21 protein-coding genes and 1 riboswitch are annotated in these 23,599 nt (G+C 71.2%); of the genes, 12 read left to right on the top strand and 9 right to left on the bottom strand.

The features are described 5' to 3' along the window. Positions 1-76: 76 nt before the first annotated feature. Positions 77-3,643 carry a transcription-repair coupling factor gene (mfd, locus tag RI211_RS05365; protein ID WP_315637503.1) on the bottom strand — a complete coding sequence of 1,189 codons (3,567 nt, stop codon included), beginning with the start codon at positions 3,641-3,643 and terminating at the stop codon, positions 77-79. A 142-nt stretch (positions 3,644-3,785) separates the two neighbouring features. Between mfd and RI211_RS05360 the strand changes: the two genes are divergently transcribed. The 7 genes from RI211_RS05360 to RI211_RS05330 all read left to right on the top strand — a co-directional run bounded on the left by RI211_RS05360 (position 3,786) and on the right by RI211_RS05330 (position 9,483). Continuing rightward, on the top strand, positions 3,786-4,349 hold the full coding sequence (locus RI211_RS05360) for a GNAT family N-acetyltransferase (RefSeq protein WP_187663564.1): 564 nt from the start codon (positions 3,786-3,788) through the stop codon (positions 4,347-4,349). Positions 4,350-4,397: 48 nt separating this feature from the next. Continuing rightward, entirely contained in the window at positions 4,398-5,261 is an 864-nt protein-coding gene (locus RI211_RS05355) for an Fpg/Nei family DNA glycosylase (RefSeq protein WP_187663563.1), read from the top strand. A gap of 66 nt (positions 5,262-5,327) precedes the next feature. Next, positions 5,328-5,472: riboswitch (FMN riboswitch) on the top strand. A 66-nt stretch (positions 5,473-5,538) separates the two neighbouring features. Further along, positions 5,539-6,597, top strand: a complete 1,059-nt coding sequence (gene ribD / locus RI211_RS05350; RefSeq protein ID WP_315637502.1) for a bifunctional diaminohydroxyphosphoribosylaminopyrimidine deaminase/5-amino-6-(5-phosphoribosylamino)uracil reductase RibD — start codon at positions 5,539-5,541, stop codon at positions 6,595-6,597. Then, positions 6,597-7,301: a riboflavin synthase gene (locus RI211_RS05345; protein WP_315637501.1), complete on the top strand. Its 705-nt coding sequence runs from the start codon at positions 6,597-6,599 to the stop codon at positions 7,299-7,301. The genes ribD and RI211_RS05345 overlap by 1 nt, the downstream gene beginning before the upstream one ends. Further along, the gene (gene ribA, locus RI211_RS05340) at positions 7,298-8,566 is read left to right on the top strand and encodes a GTP cyclohydrolase II (protein WP_187663560.1); all 1,269 of its coding nucleotides are present in this window, start codon (positions 7,298-7,300) and stop codon (positions 8,564-8,566) included. Before RI211_RS05345 ends, ribA begins: the two co-directional genes overlap by 4 nt. Next, on the top strand, positions 8,563-9,036 hold the full coding sequence (gene ribH / locus RI211_RS05335; protein ID WP_315637500.1) for a 6,7-dimethyl-8-ribityllumazine synthase: 474 nt from the start codon (positions 8,563-8,565) through the stop codon (positions 9,034-9,036). Before ribA ends, ribH begins: the two co-directional genes overlap by 4 nt. Before the next feature lie 87 nt (positions 9,037-9,123). Beyond that, on the top strand, positions 9,124-9,483 hold the full coding sequence (locus RI211_RS05330) for a Fe-S protein (RefSeq protein WP_187663559.1): 360 nt from the start codon (positions 9,124-9,126) through the stop codon (positions 9,481-9,483). Positions 9,484-9,491: 8 nt separating this feature from the next. Here RI211_RS05330 and RI211_RS05325 read toward each other — a convergent pair whose 3' ends face one another. Further along, positions 9,492-9,995, bottom strand: coding sequence for a GAF domain-containing protein (locus RI211_RS05325; RefSeq protein WP_315647707.1), 504 nt, complete (start codon positions 9,993-9,995; stop codon positions 9,492-9,494). Next, complete coding sequence (locus tag RI211_RS05320) at positions 9,992-10,489, bottom strand: metallophosphoesterase family protein (protein WP_315637498.1); 498 nt, start codon at positions 10,487-10,489, stop codon at positions 9,992-9,994. The genes RI211_RS05325 and RI211_RS05320 overlap by 4 nt, the downstream gene beginning before the upstream one ends. Before the next feature lie 144 nt (positions 10,490-10,633). Between RI211_RS05320 and RI211_RS05315 the strand changes: the two genes are divergently transcribed. Further along, on the top strand, positions 10,634-12,094 hold the full coding sequence (locus tag RI211_RS05315) for an MFS transporter (RefSeq protein WP_187663556.1): 1,461 nt from the start codon (positions 10,634-10,636) through the stop codon (positions 12,092-12,094). Between the two features lie 67 nt (positions 12,095-12,161). Here the strand turns inward: RI211_RS05315 and RI211_RS05310 are convergent, their stop codons facing one another. The 3 genes from RI211_RS05310 to RI211_RS05300 are packed head-to-tail and all read right to left on the bottom strand — an operon-like array spanning position 12,162 to position 13,462. After that, positions 12,162-12,782: an HAD family hydrolase gene (locus tag RI211_RS05310; protein ID WP_315637497.1), complete on the bottom strand. Its 621-nt coding sequence runs from the start codon at positions 12,780-12,782 to the stop codon at positions 12,162-12,164. 51 nt (positions 12,783-12,833) lie between these two features. Beyond that, positions 12,834-13,220 carry a type II toxin-antitoxin system VapC family toxin gene (locus RI211_RS05305; protein WP_315637496.1) on the bottom strand — a complete coding sequence of 129 codons (387 nt, stop codon included), beginning with the start codon at positions 13,218-13,220 and terminating at the stop codon, positions 12,834-12,836. Further along, positions 13,217-13,462 carry a FitA-like ribbon-helix-helix domain-containing protein gene (locus RI211_RS05300; RefSeq protein ID WP_315637495.1) on the bottom strand — a complete coding sequence of 82 codons (246 nt, stop codon included), beginning with the start codon at positions 13,460-13,462 and terminating at the stop codon, positions 13,217-13,219. The genes RI211_RS05305 and RI211_RS05300 overlap by 4 nt, the downstream gene beginning before the upstream one ends. Before the next feature lie 119 nt (positions 13,463-13,581). On the opposite strand from RI211_RS05300, the gene RI211_RS05295 reads away from it, so the two are divergent. Together RI211_RS05295 and RI211_RS05290 are read left to right on the top strand one after the other, a co-directional pair. After that, a complete protein-coding gene (locus RI211_RS05295; protein WP_060923460.1) occupies positions 13,582-13,788 on the top strand; it encodes a hypothetical protein in 207 nt (68 codons plus the stop codon). 76 nt (positions 13,789-13,864) lie between these two features. Beyond that, positions 13,865-15,751 (top strand): ABC transporter ATP-binding protein, encoded by a 1,887-nt coding sequence (locus RI211_RS05290; protein WP_315637494.1) that lies wholly within the window; start codon positions 13,865-13,867, stop codon positions 15,749-15,751. 240 nt (positions 15,752-15,991) lie between these two features. On the opposite strand, the gene RI211_RS05285 is transcribed toward RI211_RS05290, so the two are convergent. Continuing rightward, positions 15,992-17,854, bottom strand: a complete 1,863-nt coding sequence (locus RI211_RS05285) for a phosphoenolpyruvate carboxykinase (GTP) (protein WP_396654915.1) — start codon at positions 17,852-17,854, stop codon at positions 15,992-15,994. Between the two features lie 109 nt (positions 17,855-17,963). On the opposite strand from RI211_RS05285, the gene RI211_RS05280 reads away from it, so the two are divergent. Further along, entirely contained in the window at positions 17,964-19,406 is a 1,443-nt protein-coding gene (locus RI211_RS05280; RefSeq protein WP_071328117.1) for an XRE family transcriptional regulator, read from the top strand. 90 nt (positions 19,407-19,496) lie between these two features. Here RI211_RS05280 and RI211_RS05275 read toward each other — a convergent pair whose 3' ends face one another. After that, positions 19,497-20,540, bottom strand: coding sequence for a winged helix DNA-binding domain-containing protein (locus RI211_RS05275; RefSeq protein WP_315637493.1), 1,044 nt, complete (start codon positions 20,538-20,540; stop codon positions 19,497-19,499). A gap of 104 nt (positions 20,541-20,644) precedes the next feature. Next, positions 20,645-22,087 (bottom strand): glyceraldehyde-3-phosphate dehydrogenase, encoded by a 1,443-nt coding sequence (locus RI211_RS05270; protein ID WP_315637492.1) that lies wholly within the window; start codon positions 22,085-22,087, stop codon positions 20,645-20,647. A 164-nt stretch (positions 22,088-22,251) separates the two neighbouring features. Between RI211_RS05270 and RI211_RS05265 the strand changes: the two genes are divergently transcribed. Beyond that, on the top strand, positions 22,252-23,595 hold the full coding sequence (locus tag RI211_RS05265) for an amidohydrolase family protein (protein WP_315637491.1): 1,344 nt from the start codon (positions 22,252-22,254) through the stop codon (positions 23,593-23,595). Positions 23,596-23,599: the final 4 nt, after the last annotated feature.

Raw genomic sequence — 23,599 nt, 5'->3', positions numbered from 1 at the left:
GAGCCGCCGGCGACGGCGTGTCGTCCGCGGGCTCCGCAGTCGTGCACGGCGGAGGCGGCCGCGACCGCCGGCCGGGTCACTCGGGCTTGGCGGGCTCGGGGAAGATGGCGGTGAACAGCTGGTCGACCCAGGCGAGCAGCTCCGCGTCGGGCAGCGGCTCCACGCCCACGCCGACCGCGGCGGGCACCGTGGGCATCGGCACGACGAGAGCCTCCCCGCCGGAGACGAGCTTCGCCTTCGGATAGAGCCGCTGCAGCCGGACCTTGATCGAGTCCTCGAGGCGGGCGGGCGCGAGGCGCAGGTTCGAGCCCATGGCCACGACATCGGTGAGCCCGGCCCTGGCCGCCCGGCGCCGCAGTCGCGCGATCGACACGAGTCCGGTGACCTCGTCCGGCGGCGTGCCGTACCGGTCGACGAGCTCCTCCACCACGAGGTCGATCGCGTCGTCCTTCGCGGTCGCGGCTGAGGCGGCGGAGAGCTTCTGGTACGCCTCGAGCCGGAGGCGTTCGCTGTCGATGTAGTCCTCCGGGATGCGGGCGTCGAGCGGCAGCTCGAGTCGGAGCTCCTGCCCGGTCTCGACCTCCTCGCCCCGGAAGGTCGCGACGGCCTCGCCGATCATGCGCAGGTAGAGGTCGAAGCCGACCCCCGCGATGTGTCCGGCCTGCTCGGCGCCGAGGAGGTTGCCCGCACCGCGCAGCTCGAGGTCCTTGAGGGCGACCTGCATACCGGAGCCGAGGTCGTTGTTGACCGCGATGGTCTGCAGCCGGTCGGCCGCGGTCTCGCTCAGCGGCTTCATGTCGTCGTAGAGGAAGTACGCGTAGGCGCGCTCCCGTCCGCGACCCACGCGTCCGCGGAGCTGGTGGAGCTGGCTCAGACCGTACTTGTCGGCGCGGTCGATGATGATCGTGTTCGCGTTGGAGATGTCGAGGCCGGTCTCGATGATCGTGGTCGACACCAGGACGTCGAACTTGCGCTCCCAGAAGTCGTCGACGACCTGCTCCAGCGCGTGCTCGCCCATCTGGCCGTGCGCGACGGCGATCCGTGCCTCGGGGACCAGCTCGGCGAGCTCCGCCGCGACGCGCTGGATCGACTGCACGCGGTTGTGCACGAAGAAGACCTGGCCCTCGCGAAGGATCTCGCGGCGGATGGCGGCGGCGATCTGCTTGTCGCTGCGGGGGCCGACGAACGAGAGGATCGGGTGCCGATCCTCCGGCGGCGTGGCGAGGGTCGACATCTCGCGGATGCCGGTGACCGCCATCTCCAGGGTGCGCGGGATCGGGGTGGCGCTCATGGCGAGGATGTCGACGTTGGTCTTCATCTTCTTCAGCGCGTCCTTGTGCTCGACGCCGAACCGCTGCTCCTCGTCGATGATCATGAGGCCGAGGTCCTTGAACAGCACCTGGTCCGTGAGGATGCGGTGCGTGCCGATCACCATGTCCACGGAGCCGTCGAGCAGGCCCTGCAGGGTGAGCCGCGCCTCCTTGTCGGTCTGGAACCGCGACAGCGGCCGCACCTTGACCGGGAACCCGGCGAAGCGCTCCGTGAACGTCTCGAGGTGCTGCTTCACGAGCAGGGTCGTCGGGACGAGCATGGCCACCTGCTTGCCGTCCTGGATGGCCTTGAACGCCGCCCGGACCGCGACCTCGGTCTTGCCGAAGCCGACGTCGCCCGAGAGCAGCCGGTCCATCGGGATCGGCCGCTCCATGTCGGCCTTGATCTCGTCGATGGTCTGCAGCTGGTCGTGGGTCTCCGCGAACGGGAACGCCTCCTCCAGCTCGCGCTGCCAGGGGGTGTCAGGGCCGAAGGCGTACCCCTTGGCGCTCATCCGGGCGGAGTAGAGCTTGACGAGCTCGACGGCGATGTCGCGGACCGCCTTGCGCGCCTTGCCCTTGGCCTGCGCCCAGTCGCTGCCGCCCATCTTCGACAGCGTCGGGGCCTCGCCGCCGACGTACTTCGACAGGAGGTCGAGCTGGTCGGTGGGCACGTACAGCTTGTCGCCGGGGTAGCCGCGCTTGGACGGCGCGTACTCCAGCACGAGGTAATCGCGGATCGACTTCGCGGCGTTGCGGCCGCCGGTGGAGACCTCGCGCTGGGTCATCTCGACGAACCGGCCGATGCCGTGTGTGGCGTGCACCACGAAGTCGCCCTGCTTGAGCTGCAGCGGGTCGACGACGTTCTTCCGACGGGACGCGAGCTTCTTGACGACGCGCTGGTCGCCGCCGATCGTGCGGCCGTAGAACTCGTTGTCGGTGAGGACGGCGAGCTTCGCCTCGGGCACCTGGAAGCCGGCCTCGACCCCGCCCACCGTGAGGGTCGCGACCCCCGGGTCCGGTGCGTCCGCGATCGACTCCACCACCCGGGCCGCGATGCCGCGGTCGGAGAGCACGTCGCGGGCGCGGTCGACGAGGCCGTGACCGGTCGCGAGGACGACCACCCGCCAGCCGTCGGCGACCTTCGCCTCCACGAAGGCGATCGCGCCGTCGACGTTGCCGTGGAAGGAGGGGATGACGGTGGCCGCCTCGACGCTCTCCGCGGTCGCGTCGCCGATCCCGAAGGGGCTCAGGCGCCACCACACGCCGCCGCGGTCGCGGACGACCTCGCGCAGATCGGCGATGGTGAGGAAGTCGCCGGCGCCGAGGTCGATGGGGGCCGAGGCTCCCGAGGTCGCCGCGCTCCAGGCGGCGTCGAGGAACTCGCGGTTCGTCTCGCCGAGGGTGAGGGCGCGGGCGGTCGAGCGCTCCGGGTCGATGACGGCGGTCGCCGTGCCCTCGGGCAGGTACTCGACGAGCGACTTGAGGGGACCGGCGACCGCGGGCAGCAGCGACTCCATGCCCTCGACCGGGATGCCCTCGGCCATCTTCTCGAGCATGCCGCTGATGGCGGGGAAGCCCCCGATGAGCGCCCTGGCCCGCTCCCGCACCTCGGCGGTGAGCAGGAGCTCGCGGCTGGGCGGGAGGTCGACGCCTGGCACGTCGCCGGGCAGCGAGCGCTGGTCCGCCACCGAGAACGCGCGGATCTGATCGATCTCGTCGCCGAAGAACTCCACGCGGTACGGGTGTTCGGACGTGGGAGGGAAGACGTCGAGGATGCCGCCACGGACGGCGAACTCGCCCCGTCGCGACACCATGTCGACGCGGGAGTAGGCCCGTTCCACGAGCTGCTCGGCGACGTGGTCGAGCTCGTTGCCGCGGCTGCCCACCGTCAGCTCCAGCGGCACGATGTCGCCGAGGTTCCCGGCGATGGGCTGGAGCGCGGCGCGCACGGAGGCGACGACCACGAGAGGGCGCTCGCCTCTCCATTCGGCGACGCGGCGCAGGGTCTGCAGTCGCAGGCCGACCGTGTCCGGGCTGGGGCTGAGGCGCTCGTGCGGCAGCGTCTCCCAGGCCGGGAAGGTGAGCACCTCGGCATCCGAGACGTAGGTCTCCAGGGCCTGCGCCACCGATTCCGCGCGACGCCCCGTGGGCACCACGGCGAGCAGCGCCGCCGGGTGGCCGGCCGCCGCACGCTTGGCGAGCAGACCGGCGAGAACGGGCGCGTCGAGCCCGTCGACCAGGCCGAGGTCGGCGTCGGTGTGCGCCCAGGCGAGAGCGTCACGATACAGAGACGCCTCTTCCAAGGCGCGCAGAATCCCCGGAACAGTCACCGGACAAGCCTAATCGCGCCCACGGACACTGCGGTCGACTCTCCCTGTCCCGCCCCTTTCCGTGCCTCCCACCCCGTTACGGACGCGCGGAAGGGGCCGGGGCGGACCGAAGGGGCCGGGTCGGGCGTCTTAGGCTGGAGGGATGCCTCCGGTCACCCTCACCACCGCACGACTCGTCCTCCACGCTCCGACGGAGGCCGACGTCGACGCGATCACCGAGGCCTGCCAGGACCCCGAGATCGGGCGGTGGACGACGGTGCCCTCCCCCTACTTCCGCCAGGACGCGGAGGACTTCGTCGCCCTCGTGGAGCAGTGGTGGGAGGACGGCTCGCAGACCGTCTGGGGTGTCTACGCCGACGACGTCCTCGTGGGCATGGTCGGCCTCCACCACATCGGGGAGCATCCGGCCGGCGGTCATGCCGAGCTCGGCTACTGGGTCGTCGCCGACGCACGCGGCCGCGGCTACCTCGTCGAGGCCGCGCGCGCGGTGCTCGACTGGGGTTTCGCGGAGCTCGGCCTCGCCCGAATCCGCTGGCAGGCCGTCGTGGGCAACGTCCCCTCCGCCCGCGCCGCCCGCGCCCTCGGCTTCCGCTTCGAGGGCACCATGCGTCAGGGCCTCACCAGCCAGCGCGGTCGGGACGACGGCTGGCTCGCGGGGCTGCTGCGCGACGACGACCGGACGCCGGTGGAGTGGCCGGTGCTCTGAGCGCACGCCACGCGTGACAGCGTCGGACCCCGGTGACAGGATGGCTGCATGCCTGAGATGCCGGAGGTCGAAGGACTCGTCGCGTTCCTCGGCGAGCGCACCACCGGACGCACCATCACCCGTGCCTCCGTGGCCGCGATCGCCGCGCTGAAGACCTACGACCCGCCGATCTCGGCGCTGGAAGGCGCGTCGATCACCGGGGCGGAGCGCCGCGGCAAGTTCGTCGTGCTGTCCTGCGGGCCCGAGCTGCACCTCGTCTTCCACCTGGCGAAGGCGGGATGGCTGCGCTGGTACGACACCCTGCCCACCACGCTCCTCAAGCCGGGCAAGTCGCCCATCGCGCTGCGGATCGCCCTCGACGACGGCAGTGGCTTCGACCTGACCGAGGCCGGGACGAAGAAGTCGCTCGCCGTGTACGTCGTCCGCGACCCCGCCGAGGTGCCGGGTATCGCCCGCCTCGGCCCCGATCCGCTCGACCCGTCCTTCACCCGCGACGCCTTCGCCGCGCTGCTCGACGACCGCCGGATGCAGATCAAGGGGCTGCTCCGCGACCAGGGCGTCATCGCGGGTATCGGCAACGCCTACTCCGACGAGATCCTGCATGCAGCCCGCATGTCGCCGTATGCCATCGCCGGCACGCTGGACGACGCCGAGATCGACCGGCTGTTCGCGGCGATGCAGGAGACCCTCGCCGAGGCCGTCGCTGCTGCCGCGGGCAAACCTCCGGCCGACCTCAAGGACGCCAAGCGCCGCGGCATGCGGGTGCACGCCCGCCGGGGCGAGGCGTGTCCGGTCTGCGGCGACGAGGTGCGCAGCGTCTTCTTCGCCGACCGCTCGCTGGAGTACTGCCCCACCTGTCAGACCGGCGGCAAGGTCCTCGCCGACCGGCGGCTGTCCCGCCTGCTCAAGTGAGGGCCGGGCACGGCCCCTGCCACGGAATGAAACGGGCGCAGACGCGTTGAGTACACTCAGAGCAGCAACGTGCTCCGGGGTCGGTGGGAATCCGAACCGGCGGTGACAGTCCGCGAGCGTTCCGAGTGATCGGGATGCCGATCCGGTGGAATTCCGGAACCGACGGTGATGCGAGGGACACCTCGCTAGTCCGGAAGGGAGGCAGCACGAGGCGCACGCGCGTGCGTCCGTTCCGCCAGCCTGCAGCGACCCCGAGCCGCAGAGAGGACGACGACGGATGGCAGTGACCGCGACAGAGCGCCGTGCGATGGATCGTGCGCTCGCCCTCGCGACCCGCGGCCCGCGCGGGGTCAACCCGCAGGTGGGCGCCGTGATCCTCTCCCCCGACGGCGAGGTGCTGGCCGAAGGCTGGCATCGGGGCTCCGGCACCCCGCACGCCGAGGTCGACGCCCTCTCGAAGCTCGCGCCGGGCGCTGCACGGGGCGCGACGGCGATCGTGACGCTGGAACCCTGCAACCACACCGGTCGCACCGGCCCCTGCGCGCTCGCGCTCATCGAGGCCGGCGTGACGCGGGTCGTCTACGCGCTCGACGACCCCGGCGAGGTCTCCGGCGGCGGCGCGGAGCGGCTGCGCGCCGCGGGCGTGAGCGTGGAGTCCGGCGAGCGAGCCACCGAGGCCCGCGCCGTGATCGGCGACTGGCTCACCGCGTCGCGCCTCGGCCGTCCGCACGTGACCGTCAAGTGGGCGCAGAGCCTCGACGGCAGGGCTGCGGCGGACGACGGTTCCAGTCAGTGGATCACCGGCCCGGAGGCCCGCGCCGACGTGCACCGGCGACGCGCCCAGGCCGACGCGATCGCGGTGGGTACCGGCACCGTGCTCGCCGACGACCCCGCGCTCACCGCCCGCGCCGGCGACGAGCTCCTGACGCACCAGCCCGTCCCGGTCGTGATCGGCACCAGGGCCACCCCTGCGGATGCGGCGGTGCATCGTCATCCGCACACGCCGCTGTTCTTCGACACGCACGACCTGTCGGCGGTCCTCGCCGAGCTGCATGCGCGCGGCATCCAGACGCTGTTCGTGGAGGGCGGCCCGACGCTCGCCAGCGCGTTCCTCTCCGCCGGGCTCGCGGACCGCGTGCTCGCGTACGTCGCCCCCGTCCTGCTCGGCGGGAGCCGCCTGGCCGTGACCGACGTCGGTGTCCGCTCGATCGATCAGGCACGTCGCCTCGTCGTGGACGAGTGGCTGCCGTTGGGTGCAGACCTGCTCGCGATCGCGCATCCTGCGGACGCGGACGACCCGGACCGCACCGGCCCGGAGAAGGAGGGAACCCTCTGATGTTCACCGGAATCATCGAGGAGATCGGCGAGATCACCGCCATCGCGGAGTCGGGCGACGGCTGGCGCCTCACGGTGCGCGCCCCGAAGGCCGCTGCCGACGCCGTGCACGGCGAGTCGATCGCGGTCTCCGGCGTCTGCCTGACCGTCGTCGGCTCCACCGCCGAGACCTTCGACGCCGACGTCATGAAGCAGACGCTCGACGTCGCGGCCCTCGGCGCGGCGACCGTCGGCACCAGGGTCAACATCGAGAAGGCGATGCCCGTGGGGGCGCGGCTCGGCGGGCACATCGTGCAGGGCCACGTCGACGGCACCGGCACCGTGCTCGAGGTGCGCCCCGGCGCGCAGTGGAGCGTCCTGCGCATCAGCCTTCCCGACGACCTCGCGCCGCTCGTCGTCGATAAGGGCTCCATCTCCGTCGACGGCACGTCGCTGACGGTGAGCGCAGTGAGCCCTTCGACCCCTTCGACAGGCTCAGGGACCCAGGAGGGCTCAGGAACCCGGGAGGGCTCAGGGACCCAGGAGGGCTCGGGCACCGGGGGCGGGCACTGGTTCGAGGTGTCGCTCATCCCGGAGACCCTGGCGGCGACCACCCTCGGCACCCGCGCGGTCGGCGACCGCGTGAACCTCGAGACCGACATCCTCGCGCGGCACGTCGAGCGGCTGCTCGCATTCCGCGCCGCACCGGAAGGGGGCTCGCGATGAGCCTGGCAACCATCCCCGAAGCCCTGGAGGCGCTGCGCGCAGGACGCCCCGTGCTCGTGGCCGACGACGAGAATCGGGAGAACGAGGGCGACGTCGTCCTCTCCGCCGAACTCGCCACACCCGAGTGGGTCGCCTGGACCGTGCGCTGGTCCTCCGGGTTCATCTGCGCGCCGATGCCCACCGACCTCGCGGACAGCCTCAACCTCCCGCCGATGGTCGCGGCCAGCGAAGACGCGCGCTCCACCGCGTACACCGTCAGCGTCGACGCCGCGGAAGGGGTGACGACCGGGATCAGCGCCAGCGACCGCGCCCGCACCCTCAACGTGCTGGCGAACCCCGACTCGACGGCGACGAGCATCATCCGCCCCGGCCATGTGCTCCCGCTCCGGGCCGTGGACGGCGGCGTGCGCGAGCGCAGCGGTCACACCGAGGCCGCGGTCGAGCTCATGAAGCTCGCCGGCCTCCGGCCCGTCGGCGCGATCGCGGAGGTCGTCGCCGAGGACGGCAGCATGATGCGGCTTCCCGGGCTCCTCGAACTCGGCGCCCGCGACGGCGTGCCGGTCATCACGATCGAGCAGCTCATCGCACACCTCAACGAGATCGACCCGGAGGGGGCGACCCCGGCCGCCCAGCGCGGTCGCCGGGTGAGCCTCCGTGCCGACGCCACCGTGCCCACCGACCACGGCACGTTCCGCTTCCTGGCCTACAAGGACCGCGTCACCGGCACCGACCACATCGCGGTCGTATCGGGCGAGCCGACCGAGACTGCCCTCGTGCGCGTGCACTCGGAGTGCCTGACCGGCGAGGCGTTCGGATCCCAGAAGTGCGAGTGCGGCCCGCAGCTGGATGCCGCGCTGGACGCCATCGACCGCGAGGGCGGCATCGTCATCTACATGCGGGGACACGAGGGCCGGGGCATCGGTCTCATCAACAAGCTGCGCGCCTACAGCCTGCAGGAGGACGGCCTGGACACCGTCGATGCGAACCTGGCACTGGGCCTCCCGGCGGACGCCCGCGACTACGCGGCGGCGGCCGGGATCCTCACCGATCTGGGGGTCTCGAAGGTCCGGTTGCTCACCAACAACACCGACAAGGTGAACAAGCTGCGTGAGCTCGGCCTCGACGTCGTCGAGCAGGTGCCGCTGATCGTGGGCGTGGGTCCGAACAACCACCAGTACCTGGAGACCAAGCGCGACCGCATGGGCCACATCATCGGCGAAGCAGAGCTCGCCGAGGCCCTCGCGGCAGGAAAGGACGAGGAATGAGCGGCGCCGGAGCACCCAAGACGGGGACCATCGACGGGCGGGGGCTGGAGGTCGTCGTGATCGCCGGCACCTGGCACGAGGTGATCTCGAACGGCCTGATCGCCGGCGCCCAGCGGGTGCTCGACGAGGCCGGAGCGACGCATCGCCTGGTGCGGGTGCCCGGTTCGTTCGAGCTCGCCGTGGCCGCGCAGGCCGCCTTCGCGGGCGGTGCGGATGCGGTGGTCGCCCTCGGGGTCATCATCCGCGGCGGCACGCCGCACTTCGAGTACGTCTCGGCCGCGGCGACCGACGGCCTCACCCGTGTCTCCCTCGATGCCGGCAAGCCGGTCGGGTTCGGGCTGCTCACGCTCGACGACGAGAAGCAGGGACTGGACCGCGCGGGCCTGGAGGGCTCGAAGGAGGACAAGGGCGCGGAGGCCGCGGACGCGGCGCTGCGCACCGCCCTCGTGATCCGCGAGCTGCGCGGCTGAGCACGCTCACGCTCTGCGCCCGATCGCGGGCGCGAGGTCAGGCGTGCCTTGGTGGCGCGGAATGCCGCGCTCTCGTACGGTGAGGGCATGGAGACCCTGCGCCACATCGTGCTCTTCGTCCACCTCATCGGCTTCGCCGTGCTCTTCGGGGCCTGGGCGGCGCAGGCGTTCGGCGGCAAGCGGGTGTTCACGCGTCTGATGACCATCGGCATGACGATCGCCGCGGTCGCCGGCCTCGCCCTCGCCGCCCCGTGGGGCCTCCCGGAGGGCGTCGAGATGAACTACGCCAAGATCGGCACGAAGCTCGTCATCCTCCTCGTGATCGGCGCCCTGCTCGGCATCGGCACGGCGCGCCAGAAGCGCGACCAGGTCGTGCCGCCCGCGATCTTCTGGCTCGTGGGCATCCTCACGGCCGTGAACGCCGCCATCGCCGCGATCTGGCGCTGACGCGCGGATCAGCGCAGGCTGCGCTCCCAGAGCGCGGATGACTGCTCCCCGGCCCCATCCGTACGGATGCGCTGGCCGTTGCGTCCCCCGCGGGCGAACGTGGCGGTGACGCCCGACGGGACGTCGGAAGCCGCCACCGGGCTCGACGACCAGGTGCAGGCGCGCACGTGCACGAGGTCTGCCGCCACCGCGGCCGGATCGCCGTCGTAGCGCCACGGTCCCGTCAGCCGCCCGAGCCAGAAGAGTCCGTCGACGTCCCTGGTCCAGACGAGGGTTCCCGTCGGAAGCGCCGTGAAGCGCTCCAGCCGCCGCGCGGCCCGCTCTCCATGGCGGGCGTCGACGGCTGCGAGCGCCGCAGTCAGAGAGCCGGGCGTGCTGTCGAGCCGCCCACCCATGCCGCAGACGCCCTCGGCGAGCGCACGCTCGACCGCGACTCCCGGCGCGACGGCATCGTCGCGAGAGCGCATCGGTGCGCGGTAGGCGAGCGGTTCGCCGGGGCCATCGTCCGTCATGGGAGCGGCACGAGGGTCGCCTCGACATCGCGCCCGTCGACCACGACGCGCATCATCGTGTGCACGGGCTGTCGACGCCGGTCGGTCGGAGAGCCCGGGTTGAGCAGCCGCAGACCGTTCGGCGTGACGGTGTCCCAGGGGATGTGCGAGTGTCCGAAGATCAGCACGTCGACATCGGGGAAGGCGAGATCCGTCCGCTTCTCCCGCCCGGTCGCGGCGCCCGTCTCGTGGATGACGGCGACGGCGGTGTCCTCCACGGTGAACCGCGCGATCTCCGGCAGCACCCGGCGGATCTCGGGGCCGTCGTTGTTGCCGTGCACACCGTGGAGCACGCGCGCGCGGGACCGGAGCAGCTCGACGGTGGGGAGATCGACCCAGTCCCCCGCGTGCACGACGACGTCGGCCTCGTCGATGGCCTGCAGCACCGCGTCCGGCAGCCGCTTCGCCCGCTTCGGGACGTGCGTATCGGCGAGGAGCAGCATCCGTGTCGTCATGATCCCCCTCCGGCCGGTCTCCCCCGACTCTACGCGCGGGCACCGACGCCCTCGACCCGGTCCGTCATCAACGTCCAGGGAACTCCCAGGAAGGCGTAGACTCGCCCGAGTCCGCCGGTATACCGGCGGAGGATCGGAGACCCCTTGAGCACCGCCACCACCCCCGCGAACCCCCGCTCGCGCGTCATCACCGCGAGCCTCGTCGGCACCACCATCGAGTTCTACGACTTCTACGTCTATGCGACGGCAGCCGTGCTCGTCTTCCCCACACTCTTCTTCCCGAGCACGAACGACACCGCGTCGCTGCTGTCGTCGTTCGCCGTCTTCGGCGCGGCCATGGTCGCCCGCCCGATCGGCGCCGTCGTCTTCGGGCACTTCGGCGACAAGTTCGGGCGCAAGGCGACCCTCGTCGCCTCGCTCCTCACCATGGGCATCGCGACGTTCGTGATCGGCCTCCTGCCCACGTTCCAGCAGATCGGCTGGGTCGCCCCGCTGCTCCTGCTGATCCTCCGTCTCGCCCAGGGCTTCGCGCTGGGCGGCGAGTGGTCGGGCGCGGCGCTCGTGGCCACCGAGAACGCCCCGAAGGGCAAGCGCGCCTGGTACGGCTCGTTCCCGCAGCTCGGGGCGCCGCTCGGCTTCATCATCGCGAACGGCATCTTCCTCGCCATCAACTTCGCCCTCCCGCACCCGGAGGACTCGGCGCTGAAGTCGGAGGCCTTCCTCTCCTGGGGCTGGCGCGTGCCGTTCCTGTTCTCCGCCGTCATGGTCATCATCGGTCTGTGGGTGCGGCTCCGCCTCGTCGAGTCGGACACGTTCAAGAAGGCGGAGAAGACCGGCGCGATCCGCAAGCTCCCGCTCGCGACCGTGTTCCGGCACCACTGGAAGCAGCTCATCCTCGGCACGTTCATCATGCTGGCGACGTACGTGCTGTTCTACCTGATGACGAACTTCACGCTCACCTACGGCACGAAGGCCGCCGACCTCGAGACCGCGTCGGCCGCCGCCCGGGCAGCGGCCGAGGCGACCGGCAAGGACTTCGACCCGAGTGTGTTCGCGGCGCAGTTCTACCCGGGCCTCGGCTTCGGCTACACCGACTTCGTACTCATGCAGATCATCGGCGTCGTGTTCTTCGGCATCTTCACGTTGCTGTCCGGACCGATCGCCGACGCCATCGGGCGCCGCAAGCTGCTCCTGTGGGTCACCGGACTCATCGTCGTCTTCGGTCTGTCGTTCAACCTCTTCCTGCTGCCGCAGGCCGACCCGAAGTTCACCGGGGCCCTCACCCAGGCTTTCCTCGTGTTCGGCTTCATGCTCATGGGCACGACGTTCGGGCCGATGGGGGCTCTCCTGCCGGAGCTGTTCCCGACGAACGTGCGTTACTCCGGTTCGGCGATCGCGTACAACGTGTCGTCGATCCTCGGTGCGGCCGTGGCGCCGTTCATCGCGGTGGCCCTGTGGGCGGCCGTCGGCGGCGAGCCCTGGCTCGTGGGACTGTACCTGTCGTCGATGGCGGTGCTGACCTTCATCGCGCTCATCTTCACTCCGGAGACGAAGGACCACGACTACGAGGACGACCTCGGTCTCGCCTCCGCCGTCGAGCTCTGACACTGACCGAACGACGAACGGCGCCCGTGTCCTCGGACACCGGGCGCCGTTCGCTGTCCGGCTCCGCTCAGACCCGGAGGAACCGCTCGATCGCGGCTACGGTCTGCGGGGTGCTCCGGTGAAGGATCGCCGACATTCCGATCTCAAGGGCGCCGCGGACGGCCTCCACGTGGTCATCGATGAAGAGGACATCCACCGGGGCCGCATCCATCCGTTGGAGCGCACTGCGGTACGCCCGGCCGTCGGGTTTCGCCACTCCCAGCTCGTGGCTGTAGCAGATGGGATCGAACACCGCAGAGAACCCGAAGCGCCGTTCCTCCTCCTCGCGCGCGCCGTCCGCCGAATTCGAGAGGATCGCCACCCTCGCCCTTCCCCGCAGCGTCGCGGCGTGCGCGATCAGCTCCGCGTCGGCATGACCGCAGTAGGAATCCCAGAACTCCGCGCGCATCCGCGCCTGGCGGTCACTGTCGAGACGCAGCACCGCCCCGAGTCCCTCCCAGAACGCCTCAGCCACTCCCTCTTCGAGGTCGATCCTCGGGAGCGCCGCCGTCGTCAGGCGCTCATCCGCCTCCTGGCGCGTGACGTCAGCCTCACGGCACCAGCGCGCCCACCACTGGTCCTGCCAGGCGTCATCGTCGACGACCTCGAGAACGCCGCCGACGTCGAACAGTATCCACTTCTCCGGCATCCGCTCACCCTAGCCTCGGAGCGGGTGGGGTATTCTCGCCTGGTCAGAGGCTCACAGCACCACGACGTCGCAGTATCGGGCCGCCGTCTTCGCCAGCCGGCGATCGGCCGTGAGCAGAGGGACGTCGAGGGCCTCGGCGAGCGCGACATAACCGGCGTCGTACGCGGTGACGTCATCGCGCAGCGACCAGATCCGTGGGATGAGCCGGCGCAGCGGATGGCGGGTGATCTGCAACGCCCCGAACGCATCGAGGGCCTCACGGGCGGCGTGTGCCGGCATCGAGGACCGCATCGTGAGTCGACGCAACACCGACAGGACCTCGATGTCGAGACCCGCGTGTGCATGGAACTCCTCGCCGTGCGTCCACTCCTCCTCGCCGAGCAGTGCCTCGATCGCCGCCGAGGCATCGAGCACGACCGCCTCGGACGTCCCGCTCACCTGCGCCCGTCCCGTTCGCGATCACGGGCGGCGAGGATGCCCTCGCGCGTCAGGGAGATACCGGCGGCGCGCGCCCGTGCCCGCGATGCCTCCAGGACTTCCGCATTGCTGCGGTAACGGACGAGGTCTTCCAGCTCGCGCGCGACGTAGTCCGACAGGCTCATGCGTTCTGCCGCGGCACGCTCCTTGAGCCGGGCGTGAACCTCATCGGGCAGGTTCCTCACTTGCAGCATGCGAGCCATCCTGTCAGCATCGCATGCGCCACACATGCGGACAAGGGCGCCCCTGTGGACAACGCGCACGTCAACACTTATTGACACCGTCCCAAGCGTCAACGAATATTGACGCGAAGGAGGTCCCCATGTCTCAACCGACCACCATCGCCGCGGCCGAGGGCGGCGAACCCCTCGCCGAGCTCCACCGCCTGGCGGCGCTACGCAAGGAGCTCGCGCGCGCCGAAGAGGCCCAGGTCCGTCGCGCTCGCACGAGCGGCTACTCGTGGCAGGCGATCGCGAGTGCCCTCGGCGTCACCAAGCAGGCGGCACATCGCCGTTTCGGTCGCACCTGAGCCCATACAGCCACCCCATAGGAAATGACCGCGCCCCGAGTACGGTCGAAGTACCATCTCCAGATCGAGGTCCCCCATGTCCCGCACGGCGACAGCACGCCGACGCGGACGGGGCGCACCGGCCGACGGGCCGCGCGCCACCTTCCGCCAGCTCCTCCCCTTCCTCTTCGAGCACAAGCGCACGCTCGTCGTCGTCGCCGTCCTCAGCGTGTTCGGCGCCGCGACCTCGCTCGTGCAGCCCCTTCTCGTCGGACAGGTCATCGAGGCCGTGCAATCCGACGGCACGATCGGCGTCCTCGTGTGGCTGCTCGTCGGTTTCGTGATCGTGTCGTCGATCATCTCCGGGTTCCAGCACTATCTGCTGCAGCGCACCGGCACCGCGGTCGTCTACTCCAGCCGCCGCAAGCTCATCGCCCGCATCCTGCACCTGCCGACGTCCGAGTTCGACGCACGGCGCACCGGCGATCTCGTCTCCCGCGTCGGCACCGACACCACGCTCCTCTACGCCGTCCTCACGCAGGGGCTCGCCGACGCCGTCGGCAACGTCGTGCTCTTCGCGGGCGCGCTCATCGCGATGCTGCTCATCGACCCCGTTCTGCTCCTGCTCATCGTCCTGGTCATCGGCGTCTCCGTCGTGGTCGTCGTCGCCCTCAGCGGCCGGATCCGGACGGCGTCCACGGCCCAGCAGGAGAAGGTCGGCGAGCTGGCCTCGGGCGTGGAGCGGGCCGTCGGCTCCATCCGCACCATCCGGGCCTCCGGTGCGACCGAACGCGAGACCGCGGCGGTGACGGAGCGGGCCTCCGAGGCGTACGGCATCGGCGTGCGGATCGCGAAGATCTCCTCGCTCGTGGTGCCGGTCGCCGGCATCGCCCTCCAGCTCTCCCTGCTCGTCGTGCTCGGCGTGGGCGGCTTCCGCGTCGCGGCCGGAGCCATCTCCATCGCGGCCCTCATCTCGTTCGTGATGTTCCTCTTCCTGCTGGTGATGCCCCTCGCCTCGACGTTCGGCGCGATCACCTCCGTCAACCAGGCCCTCGGCGCGCTCGGCCGCATCCAGGAGGTGCTCGACCTCCCCACCGAGACCCAGGACGACGCGGCCACCGCCGCGGCCCTGCCCCGTGACGAGGAACCGGCTCCGGACGCCCCCGCCCTGGAGTTCCGCGACGTGCGCTTCCGCTACCCGGAGAACGTCGTCGCCGCCCGCCGTGCCGCCGCGAGGGAGGCGCAGACCCTGCTCGCCGATGCGCACCTGGAGCAGACCGAGGCCGCACCCGACCTGCAGGACCACGAGGTGCTCCGCGGGGTGTCGTTCGCGGTCCCTCGTGGGGCACGCGTGGCGCTGGTCGGTCCGAGCGGAGCGGGGAAGAGCACGATCCTCTCCCTCATCGAGCGCTTCTACGACCCGACGGGCGGATCCATCCGGTTGAAGGGGCACGACACCCGCACCTATCCGCGGGATGAGCTCCGTGCCCACTTCGGCTACGTCGAGCAGGACGCTCCGACGCTGGCCGGCACCCTCGCCGAGAACCTGCGGCTCGCGTCACCGACGGCCACGGACGAGGACTGCGCCCGCGTGCTCCGCGCCGTGAACCTCGGCGACGTGCTGGAACGGAACCCGCTCGGCGTCGACGCTCCGGTCGGCGAGGACGGCGTGATGCTCTCCGGCGGCGAGCGGCAGCGACTCGCGATCGCCAGGGCGCTCCTCACCGACGCCCCGATCCTGCTGCTGGACGAGTCGACCTCCTCGCTCGACGGCGTGAACGAGCAGCGCATGCGCGAGGCCATCGATGCGGTCGCCACAGACCGCACGCTCGTCGTGATCGCCCATCGTCTGTCCACCGTCGTCGACAGCGACCTCATCGTCGTGCTGCAGGACGGCGTGGTCGTGGGACAGGGCACCCACGCCGAGCTCGTGGAGTCGACCCCGCTCTACCGCGACCTCGCCCGCCACCAGCTCCTCGCCTAGCTCCCTGTCCCCCCCTGTACACCGCCGAGACCCCGGCTTTCCGCCGAGACCCCGCCTTCCGCATGTATGCGGGGCGGGGTCTCGACCCGAAACCGGGGTCTCGGCGGGAGTGGGCACACGAAGGCGGGGCGTCGGAGACCACTCAGCCATGGGTTCGTCTCTGATGCCCCGCCTTCGCGGGTAGGGCTCGACCCGGAGGCCGAGGGTGCCGGCTCCCCCGAACCGGCACCGGTCTGGGGGCTACGCCTTCGCGAGGCGGTAGCGCAGCGACGCGAGCTCCGTGCGGAGGGCCGCGGGCACCCGGTCGCCGAAGGTGTCGTAGAACTCCTCCGTGAGGTCGGCCTCGGCCTTCCACGCCTCGGGGTCGACAGAGAAGAGCTCGTCGAGGTCTTCCGCGGGGATGTCGAGCCCGTCGAGGTTGAGGTCCTCCACGCGCGGCAGGCGTCCGATGGGGCTGTCCACCGCCGGCACGTCACCGGCCACGCGGCGGATGATCCAGTCGACGACGCGGGAGTTGTCGCCGAACCCGGGCCAGAGGAACCGGCCGTCGGCACCGCGGCGGAACCAGTTCACCTGGAAGATGCGCGGCGCGCGGTCGAAGCGCAGGCCCCGGCCGACCTTGAGCCAGTGACCGAAGTAGTCGGCCATGTTGTAGCCGCAGAACGGCAGCATCGCGAACGGGTCGCGGCGCAGCTCGCCGACCGTGCCCTCGGCCGCCGCCGTGCGCTCGGAGGAGATGTTCGAGCCGAGGAAGACGCCGTGCGTCCAGTCGGTGGCCTCGACCACGAGCGGCACGTTGCTCGCGCGGCGTCCGCCGAAGAGGATGACGTCGAGCGGCACGGCCTCCTCCCAGTCCTCGGAGATCTGCGGGCACTGAGCCGCCGACACCGTGAAGCGCGAGTTGGGGTGCGCCGCGGGACGACCGGAGTCGGGCGTCCAGTCGTTGCCCTCCCAGTCGATGAGGTTCGCGGGCGCCTCGTCGGTCAGGCCCTCCCACCACACGTCGCCGTCGGGGCGGAGCGCGACGTTGGTGAAGATCGTGTTGCCCCACAGCGTCTCGACCGCGGTGACGTTGGTCGACTCACCCGTTCCGGGCGCGACGCCGAAGAAGCCGGCCTCGGGGTTGATGGCCCACAGGCGGCCGTCCTCGCCGGGACGGATCCAGGCGATGTCGTCACCGAGGGTCTCGACCTTCCAGCCGGGGATCGTCGGGCGGAGCATCGCGAGGTTGGTCTTGCCGCAGGCCGACGGGAACGCGGCCGCGACGTGGTAGGCCTTGCCCCGCGGGTCGATCACGCGGATGAGGAGCATGTGCTCGGCGAGCCAGCCCTCATCACGCGCGATCACCGAGGCGATGCGCAGCGCGAAGCACTTCTTCGCCAGGATGGCGTTGCCACCGTAGCCCGAGCCGTACGAGTAGACCTCGAGCGTCTCCGGGAAGTGCACGATGTACTTGTCGTCGTTGCAGGGCCACTCGACGTCCGGTTCGCCCGCCTCCAGCGGAGCACCGACGGAGTGCACCGTCTTGACCCACGGCGCGCCCTCGGCGATCTGGCGGGTGACCTCGTCGCCCACGCGGGTCATGATGCCGATCGACGCGACGGCGTAGGCGCTGTCGGTGATCTGCACGCCGATGTGCGACAGGGGTCCGCCGACGCGACCCATCGAGAACGGCACGACGTACATCGTGCGGCCGCGCATCGAGCCCTCGAAGATCTCGTCCATCTTCGCGTGCATCTCTTCCGGGTCGGCCCAGTTGTTGGTGGGCCCGGCGTCCTCCTCGCGCTCCGAGGCGATGAAGGTGCGGGCTTCGGTGCGGGCGACGTCGCTGGGGTGCGAGCGCGCCAGGTACGAGCCGGGGCGCCACTCGGGGTTCAGCTTGATGAGCTTGCCCTCGTCGACGAGTCCGCGCAGCAGCCAGTCGTTCTCGGCGCGCGAGCCGTCCACCCAGTGCACGGCGTCCGGCTGCGTGAGCGCGCGGATCTCTTCCACCCAGGCGGCGAGCTCGGCCATTGCGGGGGTGTCGTAGGAGGGGGCGGTGCCGAACGTGCGCGTCGGGGCGACAGGGGACGTGCGAGGGGTGAGGACTTCGGCCATGGCCATGACTGCTCCTTCGAAGTGTGGGGCGTTGCTTCCATCTTCTTCGCCCTTGACGCGGACTTTCGGCCAAATCGAACGATAAGAATCACGGTTCTTTCGCTAGACTCAAACAATGGCGTCCTCCGGCATCCACCTCACGACCCTCGGCCACCGCATCCGGCACCGCCGCCTGGAGAAGGGGTACACCCTCGACGAGCTCGGCGCCCTCGTCGGCGTCGCCGGCTCCCAGCTCAGCCTCATCGAGAACGGCAAGCGCGAGCCCAAGCTCTCCCTCCTCCAGGCGATCGCCCAGGCCACCGGCACCGAGGTGACCGACCTCATCTCCGGCGAGCCGCCGAACCGGCGTGCCGCTCTGGAGATCGAGCTGGAGCGGGCACAGGAGAGCCCGGTGTTCCGTCAGCTCGGTGTCTCCCCGGTCCGCGTCACGAAGGGCATGAGCGACGAGACCATCGAGTCCATCCTCGGCCTCCACCGCGAGCTGCAGCGCCGCGAGCGCGAGGCCATCGCCACCCCGGAGGAGGCCCGCCGCGCCAACACGGAGCTGCGACTGCGGATGCGCGCGCAGAACAACTACCTCCCGGACATCGAGAAGCTCGCGGAGAAGCAGCTCAAGGCCGCCGGCCATTCGCAGGGCGCTCTGACCCACCGCACCGTGAGCATCATGGCCGAGAAGCTCGGCTTCGAACTCATCTACGTCAACGATCTGCCGCACTCGACGCGCTCGGTCACCGATCTCGAGAACGGCCGCATCTACCTGCCCCCCGCCTCGATCCCCGGTGGACACGGCCTGCGGTCGATGGCACTGCAGGCCATGGCGCATCGACTGCTCGGGCACACGCCGCCGACGGACTACGCCGACTTCCTGCAGCAGCGGTTGGAGATCAACTACTTCGCCGCGTGCTGCCTGATGCCGGAGACCGCCGCGGTGGCCTTCCTGCAGCAGGCGAAGAAGGACCGCAACCTCGCGGTGGAGGACTTCCGCGACGGGTTCGGCGTGACGCACGAGGCCGCCGGCATGCGCATGACGAACCTGCTCACGCAGCACCTCGGCATGTCGCTGCACTTCCTGCGGGTCGACTCGACGGGGGCCATCACCCGGGTCTACGAGAACGACGACCTGCCCCTGCCGATGGACGTGACGGGAGCAGTGGAGGGGCAGCGCGTGTGCCGGAAGTTCCAGGCCCGCTCCGCCTTCACGGAGCAGAACCGCACCGTCGAGCACCACCAGTACACGGACACCCCGTCCGGCACGTTCTGGTGCTCCACGCAGACCGGGTCGTCGAGCGAGGGCGAGTTCTCCGTCACGGTCGGCGTGCCGTTCGACGACGCCCGGTGGTGGCGGGGACGCGAGACGAACGACAGGGCGGTGTCGACCTGCCCCGACGAGGCGTGCTGCCGCCGCCCGTCGGCCGAGCTCACGGAGCGCTGGAAGGGACGGGCGTGGCCGAGCGCCCGCGTGCACACCCACATGTTCTCGCCGCTCCCCCGCGGCATGTTCCCCGGCGTGGACGACAACGAGGTCTACAACTTCCTCGGCCGCCACGCCAGTGAGTGACCCGCCGACCCACCCCCTTGCGTGCGCCCCGGCCCGTTACGCGCTGCCGTAGGGGGCCGGGAGGCACGGAAAGGGGTGGGTCGACGAGGCTCAGGCGATGAAGGCCGCGAACCGGGCGAGCGCGGCGGTGACGGCGGCGGGGTCCTCGGGGGGCTCGAAGAGAGTCGGAGGGGTGGTGTGCGCGGCGGCGGCGTGGGTCCAGCAGCCGATCACGCGGCCGTGCTCCACCACGGTCGCCCGGACCATCCCGTTCTTCCCCGGCCCGACGGCGGCGAGGTGTTCCGGAGCGCACACGACGGTGCGGTCGGCATAAGAGATGTAGTACTCGTCGAAGGCACCGAGGGCGAACACGGACGGCCGGCCCGCCGCGCGCCGGGGCGTGGTACTCCCGACGAAGACCCCCTCGTCGACCTCGGTCACCCGGGGTGCCGCCCGCTCCGCCGCCTCCCGGGACCGCCCGAGCGTCAGGCCCGACCACCACGCGAAGTCCGCGACCCCGGCGGGCCCGTGTCCTTCGACGTAGCGGACGAACAGCTCGGCCAGCGGGTCGTCCGGGCGGGCGTGGTCGCGGATGTGGTCCGCTGCGAGCACGAACCGCTGCTCCCGCGTGATGCCCTCCCGCGGCACGACCGGCCCCTGCACGAGCACGCCGGAGACCGTCATCGCGAACAGCAGGTGGATGCCGCGCTGCCCCGAGGGGTCGATGCCGATGCCCTCGAGCACCGCGAAGATCTCGCTCCGGGTGAGGCCGCCGTCACGGAGCCGCGGCGTGAGCTCCCGGACGACCGCGTCGATCATGGCGTCGTCGATGCCGAGCTGCCGCTGTCGGGAGGCCGCCTGCTGCTGCTGTCGTGCGGCCGTGACCTCCAGCACCCAGCCGAGGTCGCGCGCGGGGATCGTGTGCAGCGTCCCCCGCATGGTCCAGGCCCGGACGAGGTCCCCGCGGTCGAACGCGGCGTCGACGTCGCGCAGGCGCACGTCGCCCTTCGTCCGCACGGCCAGCGCCCACCGTCCGGCGGTGAGATCCTGGCTCTGCACCGCGAGCAGCCGTCCCGCCGCCCCCGCCACGTCCGCCTCCGGCGCGGTCAGCCCCTGCCACCGCAGCCGCTCCTCCCGCCACTGTGAGGTCTTCATGCCCCTCATCATGCCGCGACCCACCCCCTTTCGCGTGCCCCGGCCCCGTGCGTGCGGACGCAGGGGGCCGGGTCGAGCGGAAGGGGGTGGGTCGACGGGAGAGGTCAGAGGGTGACTTCGCGGCGGGTGGGGAGGACGACGGGATGCGAGCCCGCCATGGTCTCCAGCACCCGGATGACCTGGCAGGAGTAGCCGAACTCGTTGTCGTACCAGACGTAGAGGATGAGGGTGTCCTCGTCGGCGATCGTGGCCAGACCGTCGACGATGCCGGCGCGGTGCGAGCCGACGAAGTCCGTCGAGACGACCTCAGGACTCTCCACGTAGTCGATCTGCTGCCGGAGCTTCGAGTGCAGCGACACGCGGCGAAGGTAGTCGTTGACCTGGTCCTTGGTGGCGGGGCGCTCCAGCGTGAGGTGCAGGACCGCGAGCGAGACATCCGGCGTGGGGACGCGGATCGCGCTGCCCGTGAGCCGTCCCTCGAGCTGGGGCAGCGCCTTGGCCACGGCCTTCGCCGCGCCGGTCTCGGTGATCACCATGTTCAGCACGGCGGAGCGGCCGCGACGGTCGCCCTTGTGGAAGTTGTCGATGAGGTTCTGGTCGTTCGTGAACGAGTGCACGGTCTCGACGTGGCCTTTCACCACACCGAAGGCCTCGTCGATCGCGGCGAGCACCGGGGTGATGGCGTTGGTCGTGCACGACGCCGCGGAGACGATGCGGTCCTCGTCGGTGATCGTGTCGTCATTGATGCCCTGCACGATGTTCTTCAGCGGGCCCTTGCCGGGGGCGGTCAGCAGCACGCGGGCGACGCCCTTCGCACGGAGGTGCTGGGAGAGTCCGGCCTCGTCGCGCCAGCGGCCCGTGTTGTCGACGACGATCGCGTCGTCGATGCCGTAGGCGGTGTAGTCGACCGCCGCCGGGTCGTCGGAGTAGATGACCTGGATGCGCGTGCCGTTCGCGATGATCTGCTCGGCCTCTTCATCCACCGTGACCGAGCCCGCGAAGCGGCCGTGCACCGAGTCGCGCAGCAGCAGCGACGCGCGCTTGACGAGGTCGTTCTCGGAGCCGCGGCGCACGACGATGGCGCGGAGCCGGAGTCCGCTCCCGCCGCCGGTGTGCGCGATGAGGATGCGGGCCAGCAGCCGGCCGATGCGCCCGAAGCCGTAGAGCACCACGTCGGTCGGCGGTGCCGGGACCGCGCCGACGGCGGGGGCCAGGGTCTCGGCCAGATACTCCTCGAGCGGGCGTCCGCTCCCCGCGTACCCCTCCACGAGACGGGCCACATCGATCGACGAGGCTCCGGGGGCGAGAGCGTGGATGCCTTCGAGCACCGCCAGGCTGTCCTCGACCTCGAGCCGCTCGTGGCCGAGCTGGGCCACGCGCTCGTGCACCTCGACGAGGCCGGTGGCCGAGAGTCCGAGCAGGCGGTGCCCGTGCAGCGAGGTGACCACGTCGCGCTCGCGCTTGAGAGCCCCGATGAGCGGGATCATCCGCTCCGCCAGCTCTTCGCTCGCCGTCCATTCGTCGCGGTGTGCCGCGGAATCGTTCATCTGCGTCCTTGCATGTGTGAGCGCGCGCCGAGGTCGCCGGCGCGCGCGAGGTTGCCGGGGTATTCGGGGGATGCCTCCAGGGTACAAGCCGCGGAACCGCGCGCCGAATCGGTCGGCGCGGGACACCCCGGACGCGCGAGTTTTACGTCTACACTGGTGGAATAATGAGCAGCGCACTCCTCGGCGACGACGCCGACCTCCTCCTCCGCGGTGGCCGCATCCACACCTTCGACGCCACCGATTCCGTCGCCACCGCGATCGCCGTCCGCGACGGGATGATCGTCGCCACCGATGCCGCGGCCGAAGCCCTCCCAGCCCGCGAGATCGTGCAGCTCGACGGCCGCACCGCGATCCCCGGCCTCAACGACGCGCACCTCCACGCCGCGTGGCTGGGCGCGCGCTGGCCGCACCTCTTCTTCTCCGACACCCCGCCCGAGGAGCAGCCGACCGGCCGCCTCGTGACCGCGGCCGGTGAGCGACGCAGCGCCCTGCGCCGCGCCTGGGCTCTGCTCGCGGAGCTCGGCATCACGAGCTACACGGAGCCGGGCATCGGCCCCGGGGAGGACGACGGGGAGACCGGCTGCTTCGGCACCGACATGCTCGAGTCCTATGTGGAGCTGCACCGCGAGGGGGCCCAGACCTCGCGCGTCACGCTGCTGCGCCTGTTCGGGACGATCGACGGGGAGAGTTCCCTGGAAGACTTCGCCGCCGGTCTCCCGGTGCCGCCGCCGAGGACCGACCCGCGCTGGCTCGCGATCCCCGGCGTGAAGATCTTCGCCGACGGCATCCCACCGATGGCCACCGCGTGGACGTCCGACCCGTACCCCGACGGCACCACCGGGCACCTGCTCACGCGCGGCGACGCCGATCCGCTCAGCGCCTTCCAGCAGATGATCGCCCTGGCCGCCGGTCGCGGACTCCAGATCGCCGTGCACGCCACCGGCGATCGCTCGATCGAAGAGTTCCTCACCGCACTGGAACGCGTCGGCGAGACTCCCCCGCCGCCGGCACCCCACCACGTCGTGCACGGCGACCTCGCGACGCCGGCCCAGATCTGCCGCGCGGAGCGTCTCGGCGTCGGGTTCGCCGTGCAGCCCCTCATCGCCGCGCACACGCACTCCTGGGCGGCCGTGCAGCTCGGCGAGGCCCGCGTCGCGGCCGCCTGGCCCCTGGCCGAGATGCTCTCCTCCGGGGCGCTGACCACGCTGACCAGCGACGCCCCGATCGCCACGCCGGACTGGCGACCCAGCCTCGACGCCTCCCTCGCCCTCCTCGCCGCCGACGGCCGGGCGGACGACGCCGGGACCCGACGCCGGCTGCTCCGCGCGATGACGGCGGACGCCGCGATCCAGGACGGTGCCGCGACCTGGAAGGGAACCCTCGAACTCGGCAGGGTCGCGGACATCACGGTGGTCGACGAGGACCCGTGCACCCCCGGGCGCCCGTTCGCCGCCCTCCAGGTCGAGCGCACGATCGTCGACGGCCGCACGGTGTTCGCGCGCGGCTGACCAC

The sequence above is a fragment of the Microbacterium meiriae genome (assembly GCF_032364335.1).
Classification (GTDB): Bacteria; Actinomycetota; Actinomycetes; order Actinomycetales; family Microbacteriaceae; genus Microbacterium; species Microbacterium meiriae.
This window is presented reverse-complemented; position numbering and strand designations above follow the sequence as displayed.

Bases quoted from the DNA above. Each gene is read 5' to 3' on its own strand.
- RI211_RS05265 (WP_315637491.1), top strand. From the start codon at position 22,252: ATGAGCAGCGCACTCCTCGGCGACGACGCCGACCTCCTCCTCCGCGGT.
- RI211_RS05300 (WP_315637495.1), bottom strand. From the start codon at position 13,462: ATGGCTCGCATGCTGCAAGTGAGGAACCTGCCCGATGAGGTTCACGCC.
- ribH (WP_315637500.1), top strand. From the start codon at position 8,563: ATGAGCGGCGCCGGAGCACCCAAGACGGGGACCATCGACGGGCGGGGG.
- RI211_RS05330 (WP_187663559.1), top strand. From the start codon at position 9,124: ATGGAGACCCTGCGCCACATCGTGCTCTTCGTCCACCTCATCGGCTTC.
- RI211_RS05355 (WP_187663563.1), top strand. From the start codon at position 4,398: ATGCCTGAGATGCCGGAGGTCGAAGGACTCGTCGCGTTCCTCGGCGAG.
- RI211_RS05345 (WP_315637501.1), top strand. From the start codon at position 6,597: ATGTTCACCGGAATCATCGAGGAGATCGGCGAGATCACCGCCATCGCG.
- ribD (WP_315637502.1), top strand. From the start codon at position 5,539: ATGGCAGTGACCGCGACAGAGCGCCGTGCGATGGATCGTGCGCTCGCC.
- RI211_RS05270 (WP_315637492.1), bottom strand. From the start codon at position 22,087: ATGAACGATTCCGCGGCACACCGCGACGAATGGACGGCGAGCGAAGAG.
- RI211_RS05310 (WP_315637497.1), bottom strand. From the start codon at position 12,782: ATGCCGGAGAAGTGGATACTGTTCGACGTCGGCGGCGTTCTCGAGGTC.
- RI211_RS05280 (WP_071328117.1), top strand. From the start codon at position 17,964: ATGGCGTCCTCCGGCATCCACCTCACGACCCTCGGCCACCGCATCCGG.
- RI211_RS05285 (WP_396654915.1), bottom strand. From the start codon at position 17,854: ATGGCCATGGCCGAAGTCCTCACCCCTCGCACGTCCCCTGTCGCCCCG.
- RI211_RS05360 (WP_187663564.1), top strand. From the start codon at position 3,786: ATGCCTCCGGTCACCCTCACCACCGCACGACTCGTCCTCCACGCTCCG.
- RI211_RS05275 (WP_315637493.1), bottom strand. From the start codon at position 20,540: ATGAAGACCTCACAGTGGCGGGAGGAGCGGCTGCGGTGGCAGGGGCTG.
- RI211_RS05290 (WP_315637494.1), top strand. From the start codon at position 13,865: ATGTCCCGCACGGCGACAGCACGCCGACGCGGACGGGGCGCACCGGCC.
- RI211_RS05320 (WP_315637498.1), bottom strand. From the start codon at position 10,489: ATGACGACACGGATGCTGCTCCTCGCCGATACGCACGTCCCGAAGCGG.
- ribA (WP_187663560.1), top strand. From the start codon at position 7,298: ATGAGCCTGGCAACCATCCCCGAAGCCCTGGAGGCGCTGCGCGCAGGA.
- RI211_RS05325 (WP_315647707.1), bottom strand. From the start codon at position 9,995: ATGACGGACGATGGCCCCGGCGAACCGCTCGCCTACCGCGCACCGATG.
- RI211_RS05295 (WP_060923460.1), top strand. From the start codon at position 13,582: ATGTCTCAACCGACCACCATCGCCGCGGCCGAGGGCGGCGAACCCCTC.